Here is a 22,494-nt window from a genome sequence, read left to right as displayed (position 1 = left end):
AGCAGTAGTCCCATGCCCGGTATCGACATTGCGGGGCTGGTTGATTTTGTCCCGGATTGGCTTTTGGAGGCCTTGAACTTCGGCTTCGAGTATCCCGACGGCGACCACCGCGCCCTGTTCGCCCTCGACGACGTGGTGTGGGGCCAGGGTGCGGACGAGTTCCGGGAACTCATTCCCCTGGTCGAGGCCGCGATGGACACGACGCTGCAGGCATATAAGGCGGGTTACGGCAGGGAAGCGGCGAAGAAGGAATTTCACAAGTTCATCTACGGCGACAAGGACGATGATCGGCCGGCGCTGACCGATATCGCCAAGGGGATGGACGAGCTGGCCGCGTTCAGCGGCTCCAACGGCGACGACGTACAGCACACCAAGATCATGATGGGTGTGTTCGCGGGTATCACCGCGTACGCGGTGTTCGCCTTGATGAAATCGGTTTACACGACACCGTTCATTCCATTGGTGGTCGCGGCGGGCAGGCAGGCGATCATGATCCTGGGTCGGGCCGGCGCAACGAAGGCCGGCCTGGCAGCCGCGATCCAGGCGGTGAAACCCGCGTTGATGACGGCCGTGAAGGAGATCGGTGTCAAGCCGCTGCTGGTGCAGGCGGGTAAGAGTGGTCTGAAAGCGGGAGCTCTGGGTTTCTCGCTGGATGCCGGCATCCAGGCCTATCAGTTCACCCAACACCGCGACGAGATGGACTGGGGCCAGGCGTTGCGCACGGCGGCCGGGTGGGCTGGTGGCGGTATCCTCGCGGCACCGGTGGCGATGGCGCTGGCCCGCGGTCTGGGTCGGGAATTCATGGTGCAGGGTGTGCGGCGCAGCATCATGGCTGATTTCGTGCGCCCCGTCGCGGTCGGAGTCGGTTCGGGCACTGCAGGCGCGGTCGGCATGTACGGTGGTGATCTCGCCTACCAGTACGCGGCCAACGGCTTCGACGCGTCGAAGGTCGACACCACCTTCCATCCCCAAATGCTCGCGGCCGGTGTTGGTTTGGGTGGTATGCACGGCGCGCGGCAGGGTGTGCATGCAGTGGTGGACGGGCATTCGCCGCGGCCAGGGTCGAGTTCCGAGCGGATGGCGGAGGGCAGGCGGATCGTCCAGGAGGCGTACCGGGCCCCGGACATGAAACAGGTTCGGCCGATATCCCCGGACCAACTCGCAGCCCGAAGCGACGCGGCGCAGATGGCCCAGTTGCGTGCAGTGCTCGGTGGTGACGGCGGCGGGGTGCCGCGGCACGTCGCCGAGGCGGCGCGCCCGGAAGCCGGTGTGACGCCGCCGTCTCGCGGCGGCGGAGCCGGACCGGTGACGCCGACGGGAGATGGCGGCACAACCTCCGGTGGTGGCAGCGGACCACGCGGCGGAGGAACCGGAGCGCGCCCCGCCGAAGCCGGCGGCCCGCGGACGGCCGCGGGCACCGCCACCGAAGCCGCACCTCGCGCGGGTGTGAACGAGAGTGGGAGCGCCGCCGATACCGGTGCGAAACCGGCTGCCGAACAACGTGATCAAGCCGCCAACCCGCACGCTGATGCGGCCCCGCCAAAGTTGGGACGGGTGGTGGAGGCGCCTCCCGATCCGGCCCCGGAACGCGGCCACGTCCGGCAAGTCGACCCGGAATCCGGCAGCGGCGGGTCGGCGGGTGCCGGTCGGCCGGAGCCCGCGGCCGCCGGCGAAACCGGGACCGGCGTGAAGGTGCCGCAACCGAAATTCAGCACCGGGAGCGGCGAGGGTCAAGGCCCCGGTTCGGTGCAGGACCCGATCGTTCCTCCGGAGCCCGAGCCGATCTTGAACTCGCCCGAGTCGACCTCGGTGGCAACCGATCCGGTGCTGCCTGGCGTGGTGGAATTGCGGAGCTTCTACCCGACGCAGTCCTCTACCACCCCGATCGCCCCTGACATGGACTCCGATCCGGCGTTGCTGCCGGTGCCTGCCACCGAGCCCGGTGGCGGCGACCGTCGACCGGGTGCGCCCGACGGGGTCGGCCGCGATGGCGACCAGGACGGTGAGCAAGGCGAGGAGCATGATCCGAATGCGTTGCCGGAGATTGTGGAACCGCGGCGGAACGAGTCCGATCCCACCCGCAAGCCCTACATTTACATTCCCGGTCGCAGCGAGCCGGGCGAGGACGACCCGCCGGTCTGGACGCTACCGCCGCCAGCGTACTACCCGGATCCGGTGCGCCACTCTGTAGATCCGCTGATTTCCGCGACGTACCCGTCGCCGCAGGATCGGTCGCTGGACTACGAACTGCCCGACCCCGGCTATATGACCAACCCGCACGACCCGGGCCCACCCGAACCGGATATCCCGCCGGACGCGATACCGGCGCTGCACCGCACCCCGGCCATGAACCCGCACGGGCCGCCGAACACCCCGATCGTCCCGCCGCACCCACCGCTGCCCGGCGAACCCGGCTCGGACGAGCCGCGGCAAGGGCAGCCCGCTGAGTTCGGGCCGACACCGAACTTCACAGCGCTGCCGCCGCCGCATCTGCCCGAGACCCCCGCGGGCCGGCCCACCGAGTCCGGTGCGTCGAAACGGTATGCCACACCGCCGAATCCGAAAGATCCCGGCGCGCCCACCGGTCTCGACGGCGGACTGTCTGACCCGAACGCGCCCGAGGGCCCGCCGGTCGGCCCGATGCGGCCGGTCGAGCCGCGCCGCGCGAAGCTCAGCGACTTCGACCTGAAGAAGGCGTGGGAGCGCAGCGGTGGTAAACCCACACCCGACACCAACTTCGGGGAATTCCCAGAGCCCGGCCCCACCCCCGCCAGCATCAAACGGGGCAAAGACCTCTACCGGAAGCTGATCAAGGACACCCACCCCGACCGGCAGGTCGAAGGAGTGGATCCGCAAGAGCAGGAGCAGTTCGCCGAGGAAATCAACGTCGCACGCACCGAAGCCGACGCCGAGCGCCAGCACCGCTTCGCCCGACGCGACGTCCGGAAGCTCGAGGAAATCCAGAGCCGGTGGCACCGCCTCAAACGCGGCGTACCGGAACCACGGATCGGCTTCCACCCGCGGATTCCGGACCAAACCCCCAGAGCCGCAGCGAAATCCCAGCACGACGACGGGCGCGACGGCACCGCGGTGCGCCCACCCTTGCCGGCGATCGGACCGGGCACCGCGCCGCTCGCGATCACGCCCGGTAGCTCCAATGACCCGCGCGAGGCGGGCACGGCTGCCGTTTCGCCACGGCCCGGCGGCGGGCCGGCGGCGCCGGGTCAGGCGATAGCGGCAGGCCCGGCACCGCAAGAAGACGGTTCGAGCTGGCTGTCGGGGAATACCCCGCCCGGTGGGGACGACGGCGAAGCCGGCGATGGCACCATGCACTACACGCCCGGGGAATGGCCGAAGTTCCGGGACGGGATGGCCGGGCAGGTCATCGAACTCATGCACTGGTTCGGCATGCCGCCGGGTGACATACCAGATCACGCCCAGCTTTTGCTGAAGACCGTCGTGGATGACCTGATCGCGCGGACAGCGAGTCCATTCCGGTTGTCGGCCAGTATCACCGGGGACATCGGCGGTCGGGTGTTGCGGATCGAGGTCACCGACACCCGCCCGGACCTTCCGGTGCGGGAAGCCGAGAATGGCTACGAAGGTCTGGCCAGCAGCGTTGTCACACAACTCGATTCGTTGGCACACCTGTGGGATGTCAACCGTTCGACCGAAGGCAACCAGGTCTGGTTCGAGTTCTTCGAGCGGCCTTCCGTAGGAAGCGCCGCACCGGTGGTGCGGGATCAGCGGACTTTCGGGACGGACCCGGATTCGCCGGACCGGGGCCTCGAGAATGAAGCGATACGGCTGCTGGTACGCACCGTGTTGCGCGAGGCGGGTTGGTCGCGAGACCGGGCATACGACGCGGAACTAGCCGCCAGCGAATTGGCGGGCAATGTCCTGAAATACACCAAAGGGGCGGGGCTGCTCGAGATCACGCAGGCAGGCGAACCCGGACACCGGGAGCTGCTGCTGCGGTTCTACGACACCAATCCGCAGCTTCCCCGTCGCAAAGAACCCGGTGAGACGACCGTCGAACAGGAGTTGCTGGGGGACCTCGGTGACATCGCCCTCGGTGAGAACGTCGACCTCGACCTCGACCTGTTGGCAAACCTCGCCGAGGGCGGCCGTGGAATCGATATTCTGCGCGCGTCAGGGCGTCTGGGCGCGCACCCGCTAAAGGCGGGTGAACGGCAGGTCGAGGGCAGCGACCAGGACTACCGCAAGGTCGTCTGGTACTCGATGTTCGAAGCGGCAGACTTCTTATCGGCCGGCGAGCCGAGACTGTCTGGGGGCACCCCGCCACCACCGGGACCGCCGTCACAGGGCCCGACTCCACCGCGGCTGTTGGGGGATGAGGGCACGTTCTTCGCCGCCGATCGAGAGTTGGGCGCGTCTGCGCAGGCGTTCCCGGTGGTACCTCCGGATCCGGCTCGGCTTGCGGATGTGTTCTACGTGATCGGTGGTCGGCCGAGATTCGACGATCCGGTGGCGGGCCCGGGGCTCGGCGGGCATGGGCGCGGACAGCACGCGCAGGGCGCGATGCAGCCGTTCGGCAGTGGTAGACGGGGGTGGGATGGTCGACCGATCCGCCGCAGGTCCGAGCAGCCCGAGGCCGAGGTTGCCGAATCCGGTGTTGCGGAGCCGGTGTACGCAGACCAGACGGTCGACCTGGCCGACCGCCCGCGGCTGCGCGAAGAGCGCATGATCGGCCACCGCCCACCGGAGGTCGATCCGGCGCTGGCGGAGTTGGCTCGGCAGCGGCGAGAGGTGAACTGGGACGAGCTGTTACGTGAGCAGGATGTGCTGCTGCTGGGAGACACGCATGACAACCCGGAGATCGCCCGGTTCCTGATCAACCAGGCCACCGCGTTGTATGCCGCGGGTGTGCGGGTCTGGGTGTTCGAAGCGCCGCACCACCGGGCGTTCGATGAGCTCAACAGTGGGACCGAGAACCTCGACCAGGTGTATTGCGGCCCGTCCACGCTGAGCCGGGAAATCCTGCGTGCCATGGCCACCGTGGGGATGGAAGTGGTCGCGGTGGATGTCGACCACGCTGCTCGGCCGACCGACGAGGAACGCGAAGCACACATGGCCGCGAAAATCGCCGAGGCACAGCGGCGGCATCCTGAGGAGAAGGTGGCCGTGCATGTCGGCAACGGCCACATCGGCTGGGGGCGCTGGCCCAGTGGTGTGCTCCCGGTCGGTCAGCGGGTGCGCGACAGCGCGGCGACGGTCACCGTGTCGTTCACCGGCGGCACCGACGCCGACAGTGCACTGGGCGCTGCCGCCGCCGTGGCGGATGCGGCCGAGGTGACCTTCGTCGCGGACCTCACCGACTATCGCCGCGACGGTGGTGAATACGGCAGCGAGAAAACCGACGCGGTCATCCACCTGCCACACCGGGTAGTTGCCGACGGCGCGGCCGGTGCGCTCGACGAGTTCAGAGCTCGGCAGGATCGGCTGGCGCGGCAGGCACGACTGCCGGGCGCCGGCATGGGGTTGCAGTTTTTCGACGGACTGCCGCGTGGGTCGGTGGCGGGTGCTCTTGACGGCCGAGCGGCCGATCTGCGGTTCGACTGGAATGCACTCAGCCAGGGCGTCAACCAGTTGGGGTATTCGGACCCGTCGGCTTCCGACGGTGTCGCCGCCCCGCAGACACCGGACAACCGCCGTGACGAGGCGAGCGCGCGTGAGCAGTACCAGTGCGCGCCGAAACTGGTCAACGGCATCCGGGCCAACTCCGGGCGCGACGACATCGCCGAGATGGGCCCCGCCGGGATCGCCGGAACGCGAATCAGTGAGGTGGAAGCGGCGTTGGCCGGCATCCACGTGTCGCCAGCCGTCGCGCCGCGGGCGCAGCGGCTGCCGAGGGTCGGCGAGGCGATTCGCCGGTTGACGCGGCGTGGCGTCGTCGGGTCCTCGGTGCTGGTGTTCAAACGGAGCGTCCCGGGCACCGGGTCGCGCGGCAACCTCTGGCACGTCGACCAGATCGTGTTGGCCGAGCATCGGGCCGACGGCACCTTCCGGTTCGAGAAGCACGACCCCAGCCGTGGCGAGATCATCGAGAACTACCTGCCGACAAGGGTGGAAGCCCACCAGCCGGTGCTGGGTCTGTTCCTGAACAACGAGAACTACCCGGTGCCGATCCCCGGCGAGGACGGTTTGTTCGCCTTCCGCTGGGACGAGGAGGATATCGCGGTCGGCCATCGCCCGCCGGAGCCGGACCCGGGTCCGCCGGAACTATTCGGTGTTGCGCAAGCCGATGTTCGTGAACAGCTTCGGGCGCTGGAACGGCGGCGTGACGAGTTGGCGGCTGCGCTCGGGATACGGGATCCGGGCAGGTTGGCTGTCGATCAGCCCGGATGGTTGGTCGACGCCGAGATCGCCACTGCTCGTATCCAGGTTGCCGATGATCGGCGGAGGTTGATTTTCGACCTCGCCGCTGAAACCGGTGTCGCGCAGGAAGAGGTGGACCTGGAGCGGATCGGGCTGCCGCGTGAACTCGCGGCGTATTGGGCGCTGGACGACCGCAGAACCGACATCCTGAACCGGGAACAACACCTGCCGGAGTTGGTGGAGCTGCTGCGGCGGTATCGGGTGCTGACCGCCGAGCTGCACTACGACCAGACCGTGGCGGCGGTGCGGGCCGGCGATGAGATACAGGCCCAGGTGTGTGGCCCGATTGTCGAGCGGATCATCGCCGATGAGGCGTTGACCGGCAGCCCCGGCGGGGAGAATCGGGACAACCAGGTCGCCTGGTTCCCGGCCGAACGACGGTTGATCGTCGTCGCTTTCGATGGCGGGCACGACCGGGCGCTGACCAGGTTGGCTGTGCAGCACCGGGACGAGTTCGACGGGGTGCTCGGTTCCGCGCCGGGGCGCGACGGCCAGGACTATTCGATCGAATACCGCACCGTGCCGCGCCCCGAGGCGCAGCCTGCTATCGCACCGCCGACGGTGGTGCCCGCGGCTCGGCTGATCGACCCGGCGGAAGTCGTCGCCGCCGTTGCCCGGGTCCGCGAGCTGGAACAGCAGCGTGATGAACTGGCCGAGCGGTTGGAGATCACCGACCCGACTACGCTGGCGCCGGCGGACCCGCAGTTCAAGGAGCTGTTCGCCGAGGTGCGGCGCGACTGGCGGGAGCTGGCCGACGAACTGCGAACAGACCCGGCGCAGCTCTGGGCGGCCAGATTGGACGCATTCGGGGATCCGGCCGCGCTGGCGCAGGACGATCCGTTGCGGCCACATGCCGAGTGCTTCGCCGCCGCACGGGTCCGGCGCGCGGAGCTGGTCCGCCGCGACCGCGATATCGACCAGCTCGCCACTGTGGTCGGCGAACGCGACAATGCCATGCGGGAGCTCGATGCCCGGGTGGCTGAGCGTTTCATCGCCGAACGGCTCGCCCACGGCAGGCAGGTCGGCAGCCCGCACGCTGTCGTTATCGACACGCCGGGCCCGGACCTCCCGGTGCTGTGTGTCGTGGCGCTCGAGGGCAGGCACCGACGTGCCCTGACGGATTTGGCGTTCAGCGACCCGGCGGAATTCACGGATGTGTATCTGCCGCCGACCCCGTTGCGGCCGCAGAAGTACACAATCCTCCAGATCGAGTTGGCACTCGGCGCCGACGGCACGGTCGCCGAGGCCACCCACGCCGTGGTCGAGCCGGTGGGCGGATACCACCATGCACTGTCCTCGGTCGAGGTCAAGGCGCTGCTGTTGGAGCTGTATCTGCGCCACCGGCGCGGTAAGCGGATGCTGGAACCGGAAGGCTTCCCGAACTGGTTGGCGCGGGCCGGGGTCGGCCCCAACCCCACAGTGGAGGACCTGGTCCGGGTGGTCAGGGCCGTCCATCCCGACGAGGTGCTGGACATCTTCGGTGCGAAGGAGGCCGCGCGGCAGATTGTCGAGCGGGAATTCACCCTCCAGGACCTGAGCTACGACGTGGATCCCGAGGGCGACGAAGGTCACCTGGTCCTTCCCCGGCTGATCGACATCGACGGTTTCACGGTCCGGCTCCAGATCGTGGCTGTGGGTATGGTGCGAAGCGGCGAGGGGCACTATGCGATCGCGAAAACGAAGGGCGCCGCACTCAGTTCGGGTGAGGTGGTGTCGGCGTGGTTCGGAGGCTTGGCGGCCGACAGCCCGCAGGCACTGGCTGATGAGGTCATCGCGTTGCTGCGTGACGGAGCCCGGGACCTGCCTTTCGGTGATGAAGCTGCTACGCCCCCAGTAGAACTGGATCTGGTAGAAGACGAAGCGGACCGGCAGCTGCAGCGGGAGTTGGATCGGGCCGCTGCGCAGCTGCCTTCCTGGCAGACCTGGCGTGCGGATCCGGCGACACCGCCGGGTGAACTGCGGGCGAGTGTGCGCCGCCAGGTTGAGGTGGCCGACCGCCAGGTGCGCGATTTCCACGGCGACATCGCCCGCTGGTGCGGCCAGCTCGGCTTGGACGTGACCGGGATGGATCCGGACGAGATCCGGCAGGCAGTGCGGACGGCAGCCGAGCGGCAGCAGACGACTGAGCCCGAGGCAGCGGAGTCCAGGACAACCGAGTCCGAGGCGACGGGTGCCGCGCGCGAGACCCTGGTCGCGCGGCTGCTGTGCGACGAACTGTGGCAGGTCGGGGCGGCGCTCGAGGCGGAACTCGCTGCGGTCCTGGAGGTCGCGGGCATAGTGGCCGCCCGCGATGAAATCGCGGCCGAGCAGGCGGTACCGCTCTGTGAGGCAATTGGTTTCAACGCAGTGCGCAACGAGATCATCGTCATCTCACCTGTGGACGACGTGCCCGCGGTGTTGCGGCTGCTGAAGGTGACGCAGGAGGCGCTGCTCGACCGCGGTATCACCATCCGCTACAAGCGGACTCAGGTCACCCGCGACGGTGTCCTCGACGTCACCGAGCCGATCTTCGGACCCGAACAGCACGCGGGCCAGGACGACACGATGATCGAGTTCTACCGTGATCCGGTGCGGGACCGTAGGTTGCGTCGGATGGTCGACGGCCGGACGCTGGCCCAGCGGATCACCGACACCCGGTCCCTGGGGGGAGTCGACGGCAAGGTATCGGAGTCGTACCGCAGCACCCATGTCACCTGCGACGACGGCACCCGAGCGATCCGGCACTGGTTCGCCGACTCCCACCGAGTCGACGCCGCGCAGGCGGCAGCGCTGATCGCCGAGGCCATGCTGCCCGAATCGGCGGGTGTCGGACCGAAGGCGTTTTACCGCGACTCACCCAACAGCTACGGCGCGCCGCCGGGTGGACTGCCCACCATGGCGGATGTCGCTCGCCTGGCCGGGGCGAACCCGACGACCGTGGCGCGGGTTTTCGACGGCGATGGTGACGGCACGGTCGATCCGGCCCAGACCGTGCCCAGCGACCAGCAAAGCGGCGAGCAGAAACCGCCGGCCGCGGAACCGAGTGCGGCGCGTGTCGACCAGGCTGGCGGGCACGCACAGGAAAGGCTGGCCAGCCCCCAAGAGGGCCCCGCAACTCCGCACAGAGCCGTGCAGTTCGGCAGCAGTCTCTTTGTCGGGACGATCCACCGTACGGACCCCGACCACCCACAGTCGATCGCCCTCACCCATCTCCTGCACGACTGGATCGGCGAAACCAACGGGCAGGAGCGGATTTTCCTGACCGAAGGCAGAGTCAGGGTGCCGGGTGCAACGGAAAGAGAGTCCCTTTCCGGCGGGAGCGAGATGACGCTTATCGCCTACTTGGCCGGAGAACACGGCATCGAAATCAGATCCATGGAAGAGAACCTGACCGAACAGGTTGCGGCCTTGATACAGGACGGGAACAATCGGGACGCGGTCTTCCTGTACTACGTGTTGCGGCACATACCGCAGGGTCTACGGGCACAAGAAGGATTCCGACCGGACATCGACGAGCACCTGCGCGAAGCCATCGACCTGTACAGCTTCATCCTGTCCGGGAACTACGACCCTCATGGCGAATTCCTTCGCCTGGTGGAGCACGAATATCCCGAACAGTCGTTTCCCCGTCAGTTCCGACCAGAAGATGAAGGCTGGCTGTTACGCGAGACGGTGGACACGATGCTGGGCGCCCCGGTGATCAGCAGGGTGCAACATGTGGCTGCGACCTGTCACCACCGCAGAGAAACGATCGCAGCGGAGACCATACAGGAACACATGGCGGCCGGATCGGCCGTTTTCGCGGCCTTCGGAGAGCCCCATTTCGACGTCATGCTGCGGATGATGCCGAACTTCCTGGACAACGAGGTCTTCGCACTCGGTCCGCCGAACACCAACAATTCCGAGGAACTCGACGCCGACCCGACGCTGGATCAGCCGATCGGTTTCGGGGCGAGCGATATGGCCCGCTCCGGGAATCGAGTACTGCCCCTGCGCCCCGACTCGGCCGATTTGGTGAGCGGTCTGGGTATTCCCTGGCGGTGGGTGCGGGATCTCGCGGGTGCGCCGATCGTGGCCCGACCGCTCGATCCGTGGACGTTCTTTGCTCATACTCCTGGGGGTGATGGGAGTGCCGACGCTGTCCGTCCTCTGGGTGAGCCGCGGGCCCGGTCCGAGTCGGAATCCGCTGCGGTCGAGGGTGGTTCACGGTCGCCCGATGCCGAGGTGTTTGCGGTGGTCGGTTCGGCCGACAGCCTGCGCGCTGGGCTGAACCGGACCGATCTCGTGCTCTTGGGCTTCGACGGCCCGGTCGCGAACCTGTCCGAGGCCGCCCAGGCGATCGGGGCGAAGCTGATGGCGATGGTGCCTGGTCTGCCGGACGAAGCGGCCGCACTGGCCTCCGCGGCGGTCGTCGGGGTGCTCGGCGACCGTGACACGGCCGCCATCGCCGGGGAGGTGACGGTCGAGCGGCTGCCCGATGGGAGTGTCCGTGTCACGGCGTCGGACGATAGACGGGGCGTAGGGTTCGTCGATGATCCGTCTGCCCTGTCCGGGGCTCGGACGGTCAGTGTGATTGTTACCCCTGAGAAGAGGATGCGAGCCGTCGTTGTCGGCGAGTCTCCTCGAGATCGCAAACTTGCGTTCGATCATGCTCCCGACGGAACACGAGGGCCGAAAGGCTACTGGGTTCTGCTTCCGGACGGAGGGACGGGTTACTTCGTTGCCGCGGGCGGCGAGTCGATCCGAGTCGCCTACGTGGAAGGCAGTGGGGGTCTGCATGCGACCGCTGAGTTGGTTGTCCGCCAGGCCACGGCCGGGGACGTGCGTGCCATCGTGAAGGCTCATCGCAGTGGCGTCGCGGCTCAACTCGGCCACCTGTTGAAAGAAAATCTGAACGAATTTCTCGAGGGTCTGAAAATCCGCTCGGCCAGGTATTGGACAAGTCTCGTCGGCAATCCAGGGCTGCAGGTTGTCGAGTGCGGGGGACACGTTGTCGCTTTCTTCTACGTCGAACCGAAGGACGACGGCTCGGTGTATTGGGCTGCTTTTTATGGCTTATTGCCCGGTATGGGGCTCGGCCCCGAGGTCTGGCACCGGATAGAGGAAGAACATGGCGACAAGATCATTTCTCTGGTGGTGGTTGACACCAGCCCGGTGCAAGGGTGGCATGAGGCGAACGGTTTCCTTCGGGAAGGAGAGGAGGATACTCCGCCGCCTTTGAAAGACTGCGGTGTGACGGCGAAGTTGATCGTCATGAAGCGCCCTCCCCAGCGGGAACCCGGGCCGAGGCCGCGGCTACGTGGTGCGGGTGGTGGGCGCGGCCCGACCGCTGCCGACCAGGATCCACCGTCGGCAGAGGTGGCCAAGCCCATCGATGACCAGAATCCGGTCGGGTTGCCTCAACGTGACCGGGTCGAGCCGTTTCCCGATCCGCGGCAGGGTCTGGGCACGTGGGCGTTCGGAGCGGATATCGCCGCAACGCTGAACGATCCGGCCAGTATCGCCGGAGTGCGGGACATGATGGGCGGTAAACAGCTTCCGGACGTCGGTCCGATAGCGTGGCCCGCGGGGCGCGACCTGGGGTGGTGGTTCGCCGCCGATCCGGAACACCCACTGCCGCCCCATGAGCCTGCCGAGAGCGAGCTGTGGGAGTTAGTGGTTGCGGCGCAACGGGATCCCGCGGCGTTCGGCCCGTTGCGCGCACACTTCGAGGAGCAGGTGCGTGCGCAGGTGACTGCCGCGGTGCGTCGGCCGGATCTTTCGCACTCCGACCGGTTGGCGGCACTGCAAGCGCAAGTGGAAAGTATTGTGACGGAAGTGTTTCGGCGTATGCGCGGCGGCGTCGGCGGGGTGCGTGCGGGACAGGATGTCGGGGTGTGGGTCGGTGCGCTGGTCGGGGAGGTGTTGGCCGACCGTGTTCGGTTCGTCCAGCATGCTCGATTCCGGTGGGCGATCGAGGATGCGGCGGCCGAAGGCCCGGAGCGCGACGCGCTGCACCGGGCGAGTGGACCGGATTTCCGGCGTGCCGTCGAAGGACTGGCTCGTGGTCAGGGCAGGGCGATCCGGTTGCTGTTCTGGGGGGAAGGCATGTCGTTCCGGGCGGCGGCCGAGGTGATGGGGGTCGGCCCTGGCGTGGTCGAAGATGTGATGCGGGCCGGAGTGCGCAGGTTGGCGACCGAGCTCGGCGCCGAAATCGACGAGTTCGATGACGATGCGGATGCTGTGGACGAGGATGCGCTGGCTGGCCTGTTGGCGGACGGCGGGATGGGGTTGGCCGCGGCCAAGGGGGTGCTTGGTGCTGAGGTGGCGGTGCTGCAGACGGCCAAGGTCGAGCGTTTCGATGAGCTCCGTAGTTTTGTCGAGCAATTGTCTGAAGAGCATCGGGATCTTTTTGTCCGGTGGTGGTCGGGGGATCAGGTGCCTGATATCGCCAGAGCGGTGGGCCGTCGTGGCAGAAACGACAAGGCTGCGGTCTACAACCGTCTGTACCGCGTCATTGGTGGTCTGGCCGAACAGCTTTCCCCCGCCGAGCAGCCGGAGGCTGAGCCACGACCCGACATCGGACCGATTCCGGCTGCTGGGGATGCGTTGGCGGAGTTGTTGGCCGGTGGTGGGGTGGCACTTGCTCTGGCTGAGGGGGTGCTGGCGTCTGCGGTGGCGGTGCTTCGGGCGGCCAAGGTGGAGCGTTTCGATGACTTCTGTCGTGCTGTCGAGCGGTTGTCCGATGGGCACCGGGAGCTTTTCGTCCGGTGGTTCCTGGGGCAGAGCGTGCTCGGTATAGCAGAGGCAGTGGGTAGCAGTGAGGGGTCGGTCCATGTTCGGCTGTACCGCATCATTCCGAGAATCGCCGGGTGGCTTTCTGGCGGTGAGGGGACTCCCGAGCCGGAGCCTGCGGTGCTCGACCATACCCCGCGCGAGCTGGCTGCACATCGGCAACCCCCGGACACGGCACCGGTCGCAGGTGATCATCCGGAGTTGCTGGAGCAGGTACCGACAGAGCAACTTTCGGTTGCCGTCGAGCCAGAAGAGCAGCCTGCCGAAGGCGATCCCTCGACCGATCCGGTAGCCGAAGTCGACGCAGTGCCGCGTGCGGAGGGCGACGAGGATATTCCCGAACAGTGGCGGCTGGAACGCGCTCGCAACTGGGACCGTGTGGTGGCGGTCCGGGCGGGCAACCTGGCGGCAATGGACGATCTATTCCGAGAGTACGAAAGCCTTGCGCTCGGTGTGGCAATGCGATACCTCGACAGCGAGGCCGACGCCCAAGACGTGGTGGCCGAGAGTTTCGCTCGCATACTCGGCAAGCTGCGGCGCGGTGAAGGCGAAGGCGCGATCGAGAAATTCCGCGGCTATCTGCTCGGTGTGGTGCGCAATGTCTCGCTCGAGTTCCGGTCCAGTGCCGCCCGGCAGATCCGCACCGACACCGACGGTTTCGCGGAGCCGATTTCTGGTCAGTCGGGGACGGACTCGGGGGAGACCGCGATTGGTCGCGCGTTCGAGTCGCTGCCGCCGGAATTGCGGACGGTGTTGCGGCTCACCACGATCGAAGACTTTTCGGTTGCCGAGGCGGCACGGCGGCTCGATTCGACGCCGGATGCGGTGGCAGTGCTGGTCGAGCGTGCCCATGACGGGCTGCGGGCGGCATTCCTGCAGGAGCGGGCCTCGGGGTGGGCGCTTGCCGCGGCGCTGACGGCGAGAGGTGACGCACTTGCCGAGGCGCTCGCGACAGGTGGCGAGAGGGTGGCGGCTACCGCAAGCATTCCCGCCGTCCAGGTCGCGGTGATCCAGGCGGCCAAGATCGAGCGCCTCGATGATCTGCGGGTGGCTGTCGAACACCTTCTAGCCACCCAGCGGGAATGCTTTGTCCGGTGGTTCCTGGGACAGTCGTTCGCCGATATCGCGGCTGCCATGGGTGGCGCCGTTCCCGTCACCGAGCGGCGGCTGGTCGGCACCGTGCACAGGTTGTTCAAACAGCTGAACGATAGTGTCCCGGTGCGGTACCAAGTGCCTGTTGCGGCACGCGACGGCGAAATGGCCGCGGGCCTTGTGCTCGGGAATCTCGACGCGGAAATGGCGGTGCTGCAGGCGGCTGCGCTGGATCCCGCGCAGCGACCGATGCTGTGGTGTCTTGTCGAGCAGCTTTCCCCGGAGCATCAGGAATGTTTTGTCCGGTGGTTCGTGACAGGGCAGTCGTTCGGCACGATCGCGGCTGCAATGGGGGGCACCCTAGATGGGTCACTGTCTCGGGTGCGTTGGATGGTTCGGACTTTGGCGGGGTGGCTGTCGGGCTCGGTGCCGCTCGGGGTCGGTGGCGAGCGGATGCTGGTGGTGCAGGTTGCTTTGCTCGACGGGCATCGCGACCAGGTGTTGGATCTGGTCGATCGACTTCCCGAGCGGCAGAAAGATGTTTTCCTTCGGTGGTTCGTGCAGCGGCAGACCATCACAGAGATGGCGATCGAACTAGGCGTCAGCGAAAACGCGCTCCGGGTTCGGTTGCGCCGCGCCGTCCAGGTCGTGGCCGGCGGTGTCCATCTGTTCGCCCCGTGGGTGATGGCCGATGCCGGCAGTAAGTCGAACTTGGTTTGGGCGGCACTGCAGGAGGATTCCGTCCTGTGGGCGAGCTGTGTCGATGAACACCTCTCCCCGAAGCTTAGGGAAGCCATCCGGCTCCAGTTCGTGGAAGGACTATCCCCCAAGGAGATTGCCCGGCGAGTGGAATCCACTCCCAACACTGTGCGTATCCGGCTATACCGGGCGATCCGGCTGTTGGCGGCATGGCTTCCCGCCGCATTCGGTGAGCGGATCGAGCGGCTGTATGAGGTCCGTCGGCCCACCACCATCGACGTGGCTCGACTAGCCGGCGTGGATCGGTCAATGGTCTCCCGCGGTCTTGACGGTGGAATTCCGGCGCACCGACCGACCATGGCGCGGATTCGCGCGGCCGCTGAGGAACTCGGCTACACAAAACAGCAAGGCGCGGTCGGGCCGGTCACGCAGAATGATGTGGCTCGACTGGCCGGGGTATCCAGTGGAGACGTTTCCGCCGTTGTCCGAGACCGGATTCCGCGGCACCGGCCGGTCGCGCAGCGTGTGATTGCCGCCGCGGAGCGACTCGGCTATCCGATTCCGGCAGCGGGCGATGGTGAAGCGAGGTATCAGCGCCCGGCTGGGGTTGCGCCACCTACGCGTGTCGACCCGCCGACTTTCGCTGAAGAGCTAGGGTTTTCGAGTGATGTTGCGGGTGCTCTGCTGCCGCGGTCGCGTGGCATCCGGCCCGATCTGTTCTTCGCGCACACCCCTGGTGTCGACGGGGGCGAACCCGCGGATGCCTTTCGGCCACCTGGCCGGCAGTCGGGCGCGGACGAATCCGTTGGCGGGATCGATCCGCAACAGTTGCAGGCCAAGGGATACCTGGCGGGCCACGATGACCGCGAAACCACGGTGGTGGATCGGGCCGATGATGGCCGGGATTCGGCTGCCCACCAGGCAGTCGCCGCGCAGGCATTCGATACGCGTGGGTCACGGCCCGATCCACGGTCGGACCCAGCCGGTGTCGCGGATGTGCTGGATGTCGTCGGGGGACGGCCGGAAGGGCAACAGCTGGGTCGACAGCGGTTTGATCCCGGTCGGGTGGAGGCTGGCGAATTCAACGATGATCAATCGGTGTCGGCGCGTGCGCACCGCGGCGAGGTTGAGGCGTTGCGGGAATTGCGGGAATTGCGGGAACAGTATTGGCGCACCGGCCGTAGTGGGTTCTCGGATGGATTGGGTCCGGACACCTTCTATATGTCCGATCCGGACCGTACCGTGGCTGCGCGGGCGCGGTTGCGTGCGGTGATGGCCGAGTTCCCGGCTGATGATGTCAGCAGGGTTGGGATTGCTGGGGTAGTCGATGCCCTGCTGGAGAACAGTCTCGGGGCGTGGGTGGATGAGCTGGATGTGCGGCGTGACGAGGAGGGTGTTTTCGTCGTGAGCTTCGCTGTGCGTGGTAGTGATGGTCAAACCGTGCTGCGGTTGGAGATGGCCGGTGTTCAGGCTTCTCGGGCGGCGGCCACTGTGTACCTGTCTCCCGGCGATGCGGGGCGGGTTGTTGCCGCGTTGGCGTTGATACCCGAGCTGGCGCGTGGTTGGGAGGGTGGTGTGCAGCGGTCCCGCACGTTCGAAGTCATTGTGGCGCAAATTGGTCGGTTGTTGCGTGATGGTGCAGGCGTGATCGAGATGGCGACGTCGGGTGGTGTGGGTGAGCGGTTGTTGACCATCGGTATTGCTACCGATATCACCGACCGCGAGCGTGGGCGGGTGGTGGTGACGTTTGATGAGTTGGAAGGATCTCTGGATACCGCTTATCCCGATGCGGGGGATGCTGGATCGGTAGACCTTCCCGATATCGGGGAGAGTCGGCTGACCGTGTCGAGCAGTGATTCGGACGCGGTGGGTCGGCGACGTACCGTGCGTGTCGTTGATATGCAGGGTCTGCTCAATGTGCCTCCGTTCGAGAACTGTGCCACCGCGGTCGAGGTCGGCGCGGAGCTCACCTACCTGCTCGGTGCCTGGCCGGTCGGGTTCGTGACCGACGGTGTGGATGTCGATACGGCTCGCGCCCGCGCCCGCGTGATCTTTGCCACGGAATTGTCGACCCGCTGGGGGGAAGCGGTTGATGAGACGGACGATACGACTGCTGCTCGGGCCGAGGCCAGGGGCGACGAGCTGTTGGATACGGCAGCGTCTCCTCATGGTGGTGAGCATCCCGTGACTACCATCAGCGATAACAGCGACGCCGCGCCGGAACAGTCCTGGCACGAATCGGCCGCCCAGGACAACTCTGACGCCATTGCCCGGTATATCGCTGACGCTTTTGGACACGACGGGCATGGCGAGGCGGCTGGCGGCACCGGGCGAAGCGAGGGCTCGGCGCGCCATCGAGAAGCCGAGAACGTCGGGGCTGCAGCGGATGCCACCCATCTGGTGTCTGTCGATGAGTTCGCCGCACGGCTCGCCGCAGCCGTGCGCTCCGAGCGACCGGAGCGGATGACGCTCCCGCATATGATCACCGCGGGCAGCATGACGGAACTGCTCTTCTACCCCGAAGCCAGCCTCTGGGTCGTGGTGAAGAGCGGCCTGACGCGGAAGGCCGCCGCAGCTGAGATATGCGCGTCCGCGGTGGGTCATGCGATCAAGGCGCCGGTGCCGCCGGTGATCGGAGTGGGCGACCACACCGTGGTGATGCCATGGATGCCAGGTGAAGACTTCAAGAGAATAGATGCGGACCTCGAGGCGCTCCGTGCCGCGATGGCGACTGTGCGGGACACATCGGACGCAGAGCGATTGGGTCATCTCGATGTGCTGATCAACAACTGGGACCGCCCGCGTAACTGGCTGCGTTACATCGAAGCCGTGGCAGTGCCAGGCCGGTCGACCGGGCAGCGGCGCGCATTCGGTTACGACCATGCCGCCTCGTTCCAACGCCCGGTGGACCCGAACGACAACGTGTTCGCACTCCGTTATGTCAGCGGCCTCAATCTCGACAACCTCGACGCAGACGATCCTTACGTGTGGGTGGCGCCCAATGGACTGAAGCGGTCCGAACAGATCGAATACCTAGAAAACCTCCCCGCGTTGCGGCCCTTGTTCGAGGCGGAGGGATTTCCGGACTGGCTCGAAGGTGTGTTGATTCGACAGCGCAAGTTCATCGAGCACGCCGAGTCCAATGAATAACCACACGCGCCCTACGCGACAACAGGTGATACCGAGAGCCGAATCAACAGAGACACCTCCGGTTTCGGCCGTGGTTCGGCGGTGCGTGCCGTGTTGGCGATCGCTCAGTTCGTGCTGCTGGATGTCGATGGCCCGGTCTACGACTTCTTCGCGGGCCTGTCTGGGTTCCGGACTGGGCGAGGTAGGCCGTCGGGCGAGGTGCCAGCAGAAGCTGGTCCTTTTCCCGACGACCCCCTCCCAAACCGGACTTGATGGTTTCCCAATCATCCGGCTTTCCAGTGACTACTGCGTGGGTGTCGCGGTTGGTTGCCGCGCGTGGATGGTGTCGTGGCAGGGCGAGCAGACCACGAGGGTCTTGCGTCGCCATTTCGCCATGAGTTGTACCCACGCGGGCTGTGGCCGTCCCGGTCTGTCGAGCTCGGCGAGCCTGCGGACTTGGTGAACATCAACCGTGCCGGTTTGCCCGCACATCTGGCACTCTCGCCTGCCAGAAGCCGAGTGATCAGCTCTTTGTGTCGGACGATGACCGGGAGAGGATAGCGGTCGGTGAGGACCGCGTTCTTTTTGCGCCGCAATGGAATGCCACCGAACCGTGCAACCAGCGGGTTTTTGCCGTCACGTTCAGCGCTGGCCTGGAAGCAGGTACGCGGTCCGTTGGGTGTCTGGATGTGAATCCCCCCCGGCTTGTCCGGAGACTCCAGACAAGCCGGGGCGATTCAATGGTGGTCTTGAATCGGGCCGCCATCTTCGACACCGTCGAACCGTGCTTGCAGTGAGGTTCCCCCGCTTTCTCGGAGGGCTCTGAGCATGGTCCGATAGGACGATGGAAGGAGTCATTCGTGGCAGCACCGAAGAAGTACCCCGATGAGTTGAAGGCGCGGGCGGTCCGGTTGTATCGGGAGTCCGATTCCAAGCCGACGGTCCGGAAGCTGGCTCAGCAGCTCGGGGTGCATCACGAGGCGTTGCGGAACTGGATCCGCCAGGCCGAGGCCGATGCCGGCGAACGTAGTGATCGACCGCCGACCGATGTGGCCGCCGAGAATCGGGAACTCAAGAAGCGGGTGGCCGAGCTGGAGCGAGTCAACGCGGTATTACGTTCTGCGAGTGCATATTTCGCCTCGGAGCTCGACCAGACCCGGAGGTGATCGTGCGGTTCGTCAAAGAACACCCGCAGTACCCGGTCGAGCTCGTATTACGGGTGCTCGAAATTCCGTCCTCAACCTTTTATGAGTGGCGCAGGCGCGCGGTGCAGCCCTCGGCGCGGCAGCTGCTGGAGGAGGAACTGCTGGGCAAAATCGTGGACATCCACACCAGCTCGGGCGGCACATATGGCTCGCCGCGGGTGCATGCCATGCTCGCCCGTCGCGGCATTCGGGTCGGTCGCAAACGAGTCGAGCGGTTGATGCGGTCGGCGGGGTTGCAAGGCGCATTCCTGCGGCGCAGGTGGCGGGTTCCGTCGACGCGGCAGAATCCGCGAGCCACACCGGCACCGGATCTGGTCGAGCGCGACTTCACCGCCGCCGAACCGAACAGGCTGTGGGTGGCCGACGCCACACGCATCCCGACCGGTCAAGGCGTCTTCTGGCTAGCCGCGGTGCGGGATGCGTTCTCCAACCGGATCGTCGGATGGAAGACCTCGGACCGCTGCGACACCGATCTCGTGCTCGGTGCGCTCGAATACGCGGTCTGGTCACGCGATATCCGTGACGGTGAATTGATCCACCACAGCGACAGGGGGTCGACCTATACGGCGATCCGGTTCGCGAATCGTTTGGCCGACAACGGGATTGCTCAGTCCATGGGGTCGGTTGGTGACAGCTATGACAACGCGTTGATGGAGAACTTCTTCTCCACCTCAAAAACAGAACTGGTCTACCGCCACGCCTGGCGCACCCGCGACGAGGCAGAGAACGCCCTGTTCGCTTACATCGACGGCTGGTACAACTCCCAGCGCATACAGAAGAAGCTGGGCTGGCGATCACCCGACGAGTTCGAAGCCAGCTACCATCAACCGGTTCCAGCCGGAACCAGATAATTCGCTCTCCGGCTAAGCGGGGGAACCTCACACGCCCCTTCGGAGGTCCTGCCGGCTGCGAGCACGGTGCCATCGGTAAGGACTCCGAGCGTGCGACGCCAGCCTGCGGCGACTGCTACGACGTCTCGCCACGCAGCCACGTCGCATTGGCCGTCGCCATTCCATCCGCTCGCCAACAAGGTCCCGCCGGATCGAAGTCCGACGGTGTGAGACCTGCCCGTGTTGGTCGCCGTGTGAACATTACCCGCAGCAACGGCTATGACGCCTTTCCACAGTTCGACACGGCATTCGTCAGCGGCATCGGCGCCCACGGCGACAACCGTCCCGTCCCGGCAACGAGCTACAGAGTGTCGCCTTCCGGCCGCCAGTGCCGACGTGCGCGCTCGCATCTTGCCTCCTGACCACTCAGGGTAATGGACGATCAGCCCCTCGGCCTCGTCGAAACTGCTGATCCCTACCGAGTGGTGAACTCGACGGATTCGGATCTCGCTGTCGATGTTCGAACTCGGCTGCACGGATGTCCGAACTCCTCTGCACTCGGGTGACCTGACGCCCCAACCAGGGCCAGCTATCGACTTTTGTCACGTCCGGGCATATGCGGATGCCGATACGTCTGCGCCTGCGCGGTACAGTGTTCGTGTGTCACGAACAGCGTTCGAGAAGCAGAGCGTCGCAGCCCGCGCGAAAGGCCGGGAGACGCTGTCCCGGCCGGAACTGCTGGCTGCCGCGGCGCGCTTGCTGGACGAGTCCGGTATCGAGGGTCTGTCGATGCGTTCGCTGGCCAGATCGCTCGGCACCGGGCCGGCCACCCTCTATTGGCATGTTCGTGATCGCGACGAGTTGTTGACTGCTGTGCTGGACGAGACGCTGCGTGCCATCGACGTCCCGATCGACGGTCCCTGGGAGGACCGTTTGGCGTTGCTGGCGGAGCGAATCCGGGTGGTGCTGCTGCCGCGCCCTGCGTTGATCACGGTGCTGTGGCGTCGAGGCTGGCGGCTCGGGCCGGTGGCCTTGGGTCTGGCCGATGCCACCGTCGGCGTGGTGGCAGGCAGCGGCCTACCCGACGAGGAGGTAGCCGATGCCTACCTGTCCGTGCTGTGGTTCATCCTCGGGTTCGTCTACGCGGAGTCGCAAGCCGTGGCCACCACCGGATTCCAGCCCCCAGTCGGGAGCGACGACATCTCGCCCCGCTACCGCAATCTGGTCCGCTACAGCCCCGGTACGGACCCCGCCGCGATGCACCGTCGATTCGTGGCCGGGCTACGTCAACTACTCGCTGGCATCGAGGCGAGGACACTTCACACCGATCGAGAGGTTTCACCGTGAACGTTTCCGCCCCAACAACCGACGCAGTGCTCGCCACAGACCGACGCTTCTTCGACGCCCTGCTGGCAGCTGACCGCGCCAACCTCGACGTGCTCCTTGCTCCCGAGTTCCTGATCGTCGACGTCGCGGGCGGTGATGTCACAGCCCGCGACGAATTCCTGCAGTTCGTTAGCGATCGCATCGTCCGGTTCACCCGGATCGACCAATTCCCCGCCGAGGCGATCGTGCGGCGATTCGGTACGACCGCCATCATCGTGGGCCGTACCGCGATGGAATTCAGTCTGCCCGACGGCACACAGATCACCGCATCCAGCCGATACACCCACGTGTTCGTCTCCAACGATGAGGAGTGGCATCTGGTGTCAGCGCAGGGAACGGCCATCGCTGGGCCATAGAGCGAGAGTCGCGTCCAGCTGGGGTAGACGGGACGGCAGCGGATGCGGGTCGGCTATATCCGGGTGAGTTCGGTCGATCAGAACACCGTCCGGCAGCTCGACGGGATCGACGTCGAACGCACCTTTATCGACAAGGCGTCCGGGAAGGACACCGCGCGGCCGAAGCTCGACGAGTTGATCGCCTACGTCCGCGAGGGTGACACCGTGATCGTGCACTCGATGGACCGCCTCGCTCGCAACCTCGACGACCTACGACGACTGGTGCGCACCCTCACCGGTAAAGGCGTGCGGGTGGAGTTCGTGAAGGAGAACCTGACCTTCACCGGCGAGGACTTGCCAATGGCGACGCTGCTGTCGGTGATGGGGGCCTTCGCCGAATTCGAACGTGCGCTGATTCTGGAACGTCAGCGCGAGGGCATCGCTGCGGCCAAGGCCCGCGGTGCCTACACCGGCCGCAAACCGGCCCTGACTGCCGAACAGGCTGACGAGTTGCGGCAGCGCGCAGCAGCCGGGGAGGGAAAAGCGTTGCTGGCCAGAGAGTTTTCGGGGTCAGCCGCGAGACCGTCTACAGCTACCTGCGGGCCGGGACCGTCACAGGCGGAGCCGGGCGCGTAGCTGCTCGAGATCGTCCTCGGTGATGTCGGC

Annotated in this window: 7 protein-coding genes and 1 pseudogene; 6 read left to right on the top strand and 2 right to left on the bottom strand. The window is 66.3% G+C overall.

Translation table 11 applies throughout. The annotated features are described in order from the left end of the window. Positions 1 to 12: 12 nt before the first annotated feature. Entirely contained in the window at positions 13 to 18,093 is an 18,081-nt protein-coding gene (locus tag OHB12_RS12430; protein WP_327119113.1) for a sigma-70 family RNA polymerase sigma factor, read from the top strand. 282 nt (positions 18,094 to 18,375) lie between these two features. On the opposite strand, the gene OHB12_RS36290 is transcribed toward OHB12_RS12430, so the two are convergent. After that, positions 18,376 to 18,564, bottom strand: a complete 189-nt coding sequence (locus tag OHB12_RS36290) for an HNH endonuclease (protein ID WP_442800019.1) — start codon at positions 18,562 to 18,564, stop codon at positions 18,376 to 18,378. 368 nt (positions 18,565 to 18,932) lie between these two features. Here OHB12_RS36290 and OHB12_RS12425 point away from each other — a divergent pair, with 368 nt between their 5' ends. Beyond that, on the top strand, positions 18,933 to 19,238 hold the full coding sequence (locus OHB12_RS12425; RefSeq protein ID WP_327119111.1) for a transposase: 306 nt from the start codon (positions 18,933 to 18,935) through the stop codon (positions 19,236 to 19,238). Between the two features lie 2 nt (positions 19,239 to 19,240). Further along, positions 19,241 to 20,128, top strand: a complete 888-nt coding sequence (locus OHB12_RS12420; RefSeq protein WP_327119109.1) for an IS3 family transposase — start codon at positions 19,241 to 19,243, stop codon at positions 20,126 to 20,128. On the opposite strand, the gene OHB12_RS12415 is transcribed toward OHB12_RS12420, so the two are convergent. Then, on the bottom strand, positions 20,101 to 20,517 hold the full coding sequence (locus OHB12_RS12415) for a hypothetical protein (protein ID WP_327119107.1): 417 nt from the start codon (positions 20,515 to 20,517) through the stop codon (positions 20,101 to 20,103). The genes OHB12_RS12420 and OHB12_RS12415 overlap by 28 nt on opposite strands. A gap of 250 nt (positions 20,518 to 20,767) precedes the next feature. Between OHB12_RS12415 and OHB12_RS12410 the strand changes: the two genes are divergently transcribed. The 3 genes and pseudogenes from OHB12_RS12410 to OHB12_RS12400 all read left to right on the top strand — a co-directional run bounded on the left by OHB12_RS12410 (position 20,768) and on the right by OHB12_RS12400 (position 22,487). Further along, the gene (locus tag OHB12_RS12410; protein ID WP_327119105.1) at positions 20,768 to 21,454 is read left to right on the top strand and encodes a TetR/AcrR family transcriptional regulator; all 687 of its coding nucleotides are present in this window, start codon (positions 20,768 to 20,770) and stop codon (positions 21,452 to 21,454) included. Then, the gene (locus tag OHB12_RS12405; protein ID WP_327119103.1) at positions 21,451 to 21,849 is read left to right on the top strand and encodes a YybH family protein; all 399 of its coding nucleotides are present in this window, start codon (positions 21,451 to 21,453) and stop codon (positions 21,847 to 21,849) included. Before OHB12_RS12410 ends, OHB12_RS12405 begins: the two co-directional genes overlap by 4 nt. A 42-nt stretch (positions 21,850 to 21,891) precedes the next feature. After that, positions 21,892 to 22,487: pseudogene (locus tag OHB12_RS12400) on the top strand (recombinase family protein). Positions 22,488 to 22,494: the final 7 nt, after the last annotated feature.

The sequence above is a fragment of the Nocardia sp. NBC_01730 genome, from assembly GCF_035920445.1.
Lineage (GTDB): Bacteria > Actinomycetota > Actinomycetes > Mycobacteriales > Mycobacteriaceae > Nocardia.
The sequence above is the reverse complement of the archived record's forward strand: the minus strand, read 5'-3'. Positions and strand labels throughout refer to the sequence as shown.

Excerpts from the sequence above, each read along its gene's own strand:
- OHB12_RS12430 (WP_327119113.1), top strand. The coding sequence starts at position 13 with ATGCCCGGTATCGACATTGCGGGGCTGGTTGATTTTGTCCCGGATTGG.
- OHB12_RS36290 (WP_442800019.1), bottom strand. The coding sequence starts at position 18,564 with ATGTGCGGGCAAACCGGCACGGTTGATGTTCACCAAGTCCGCAGGCTC.
- OHB12_RS12415 (WP_327119107.1), bottom strand. The coding sequence starts at position 20,517 with ATGCGAGCGCGCACGTCGGCACTGGCGGCCGGAAGGCGACACTCTGTA.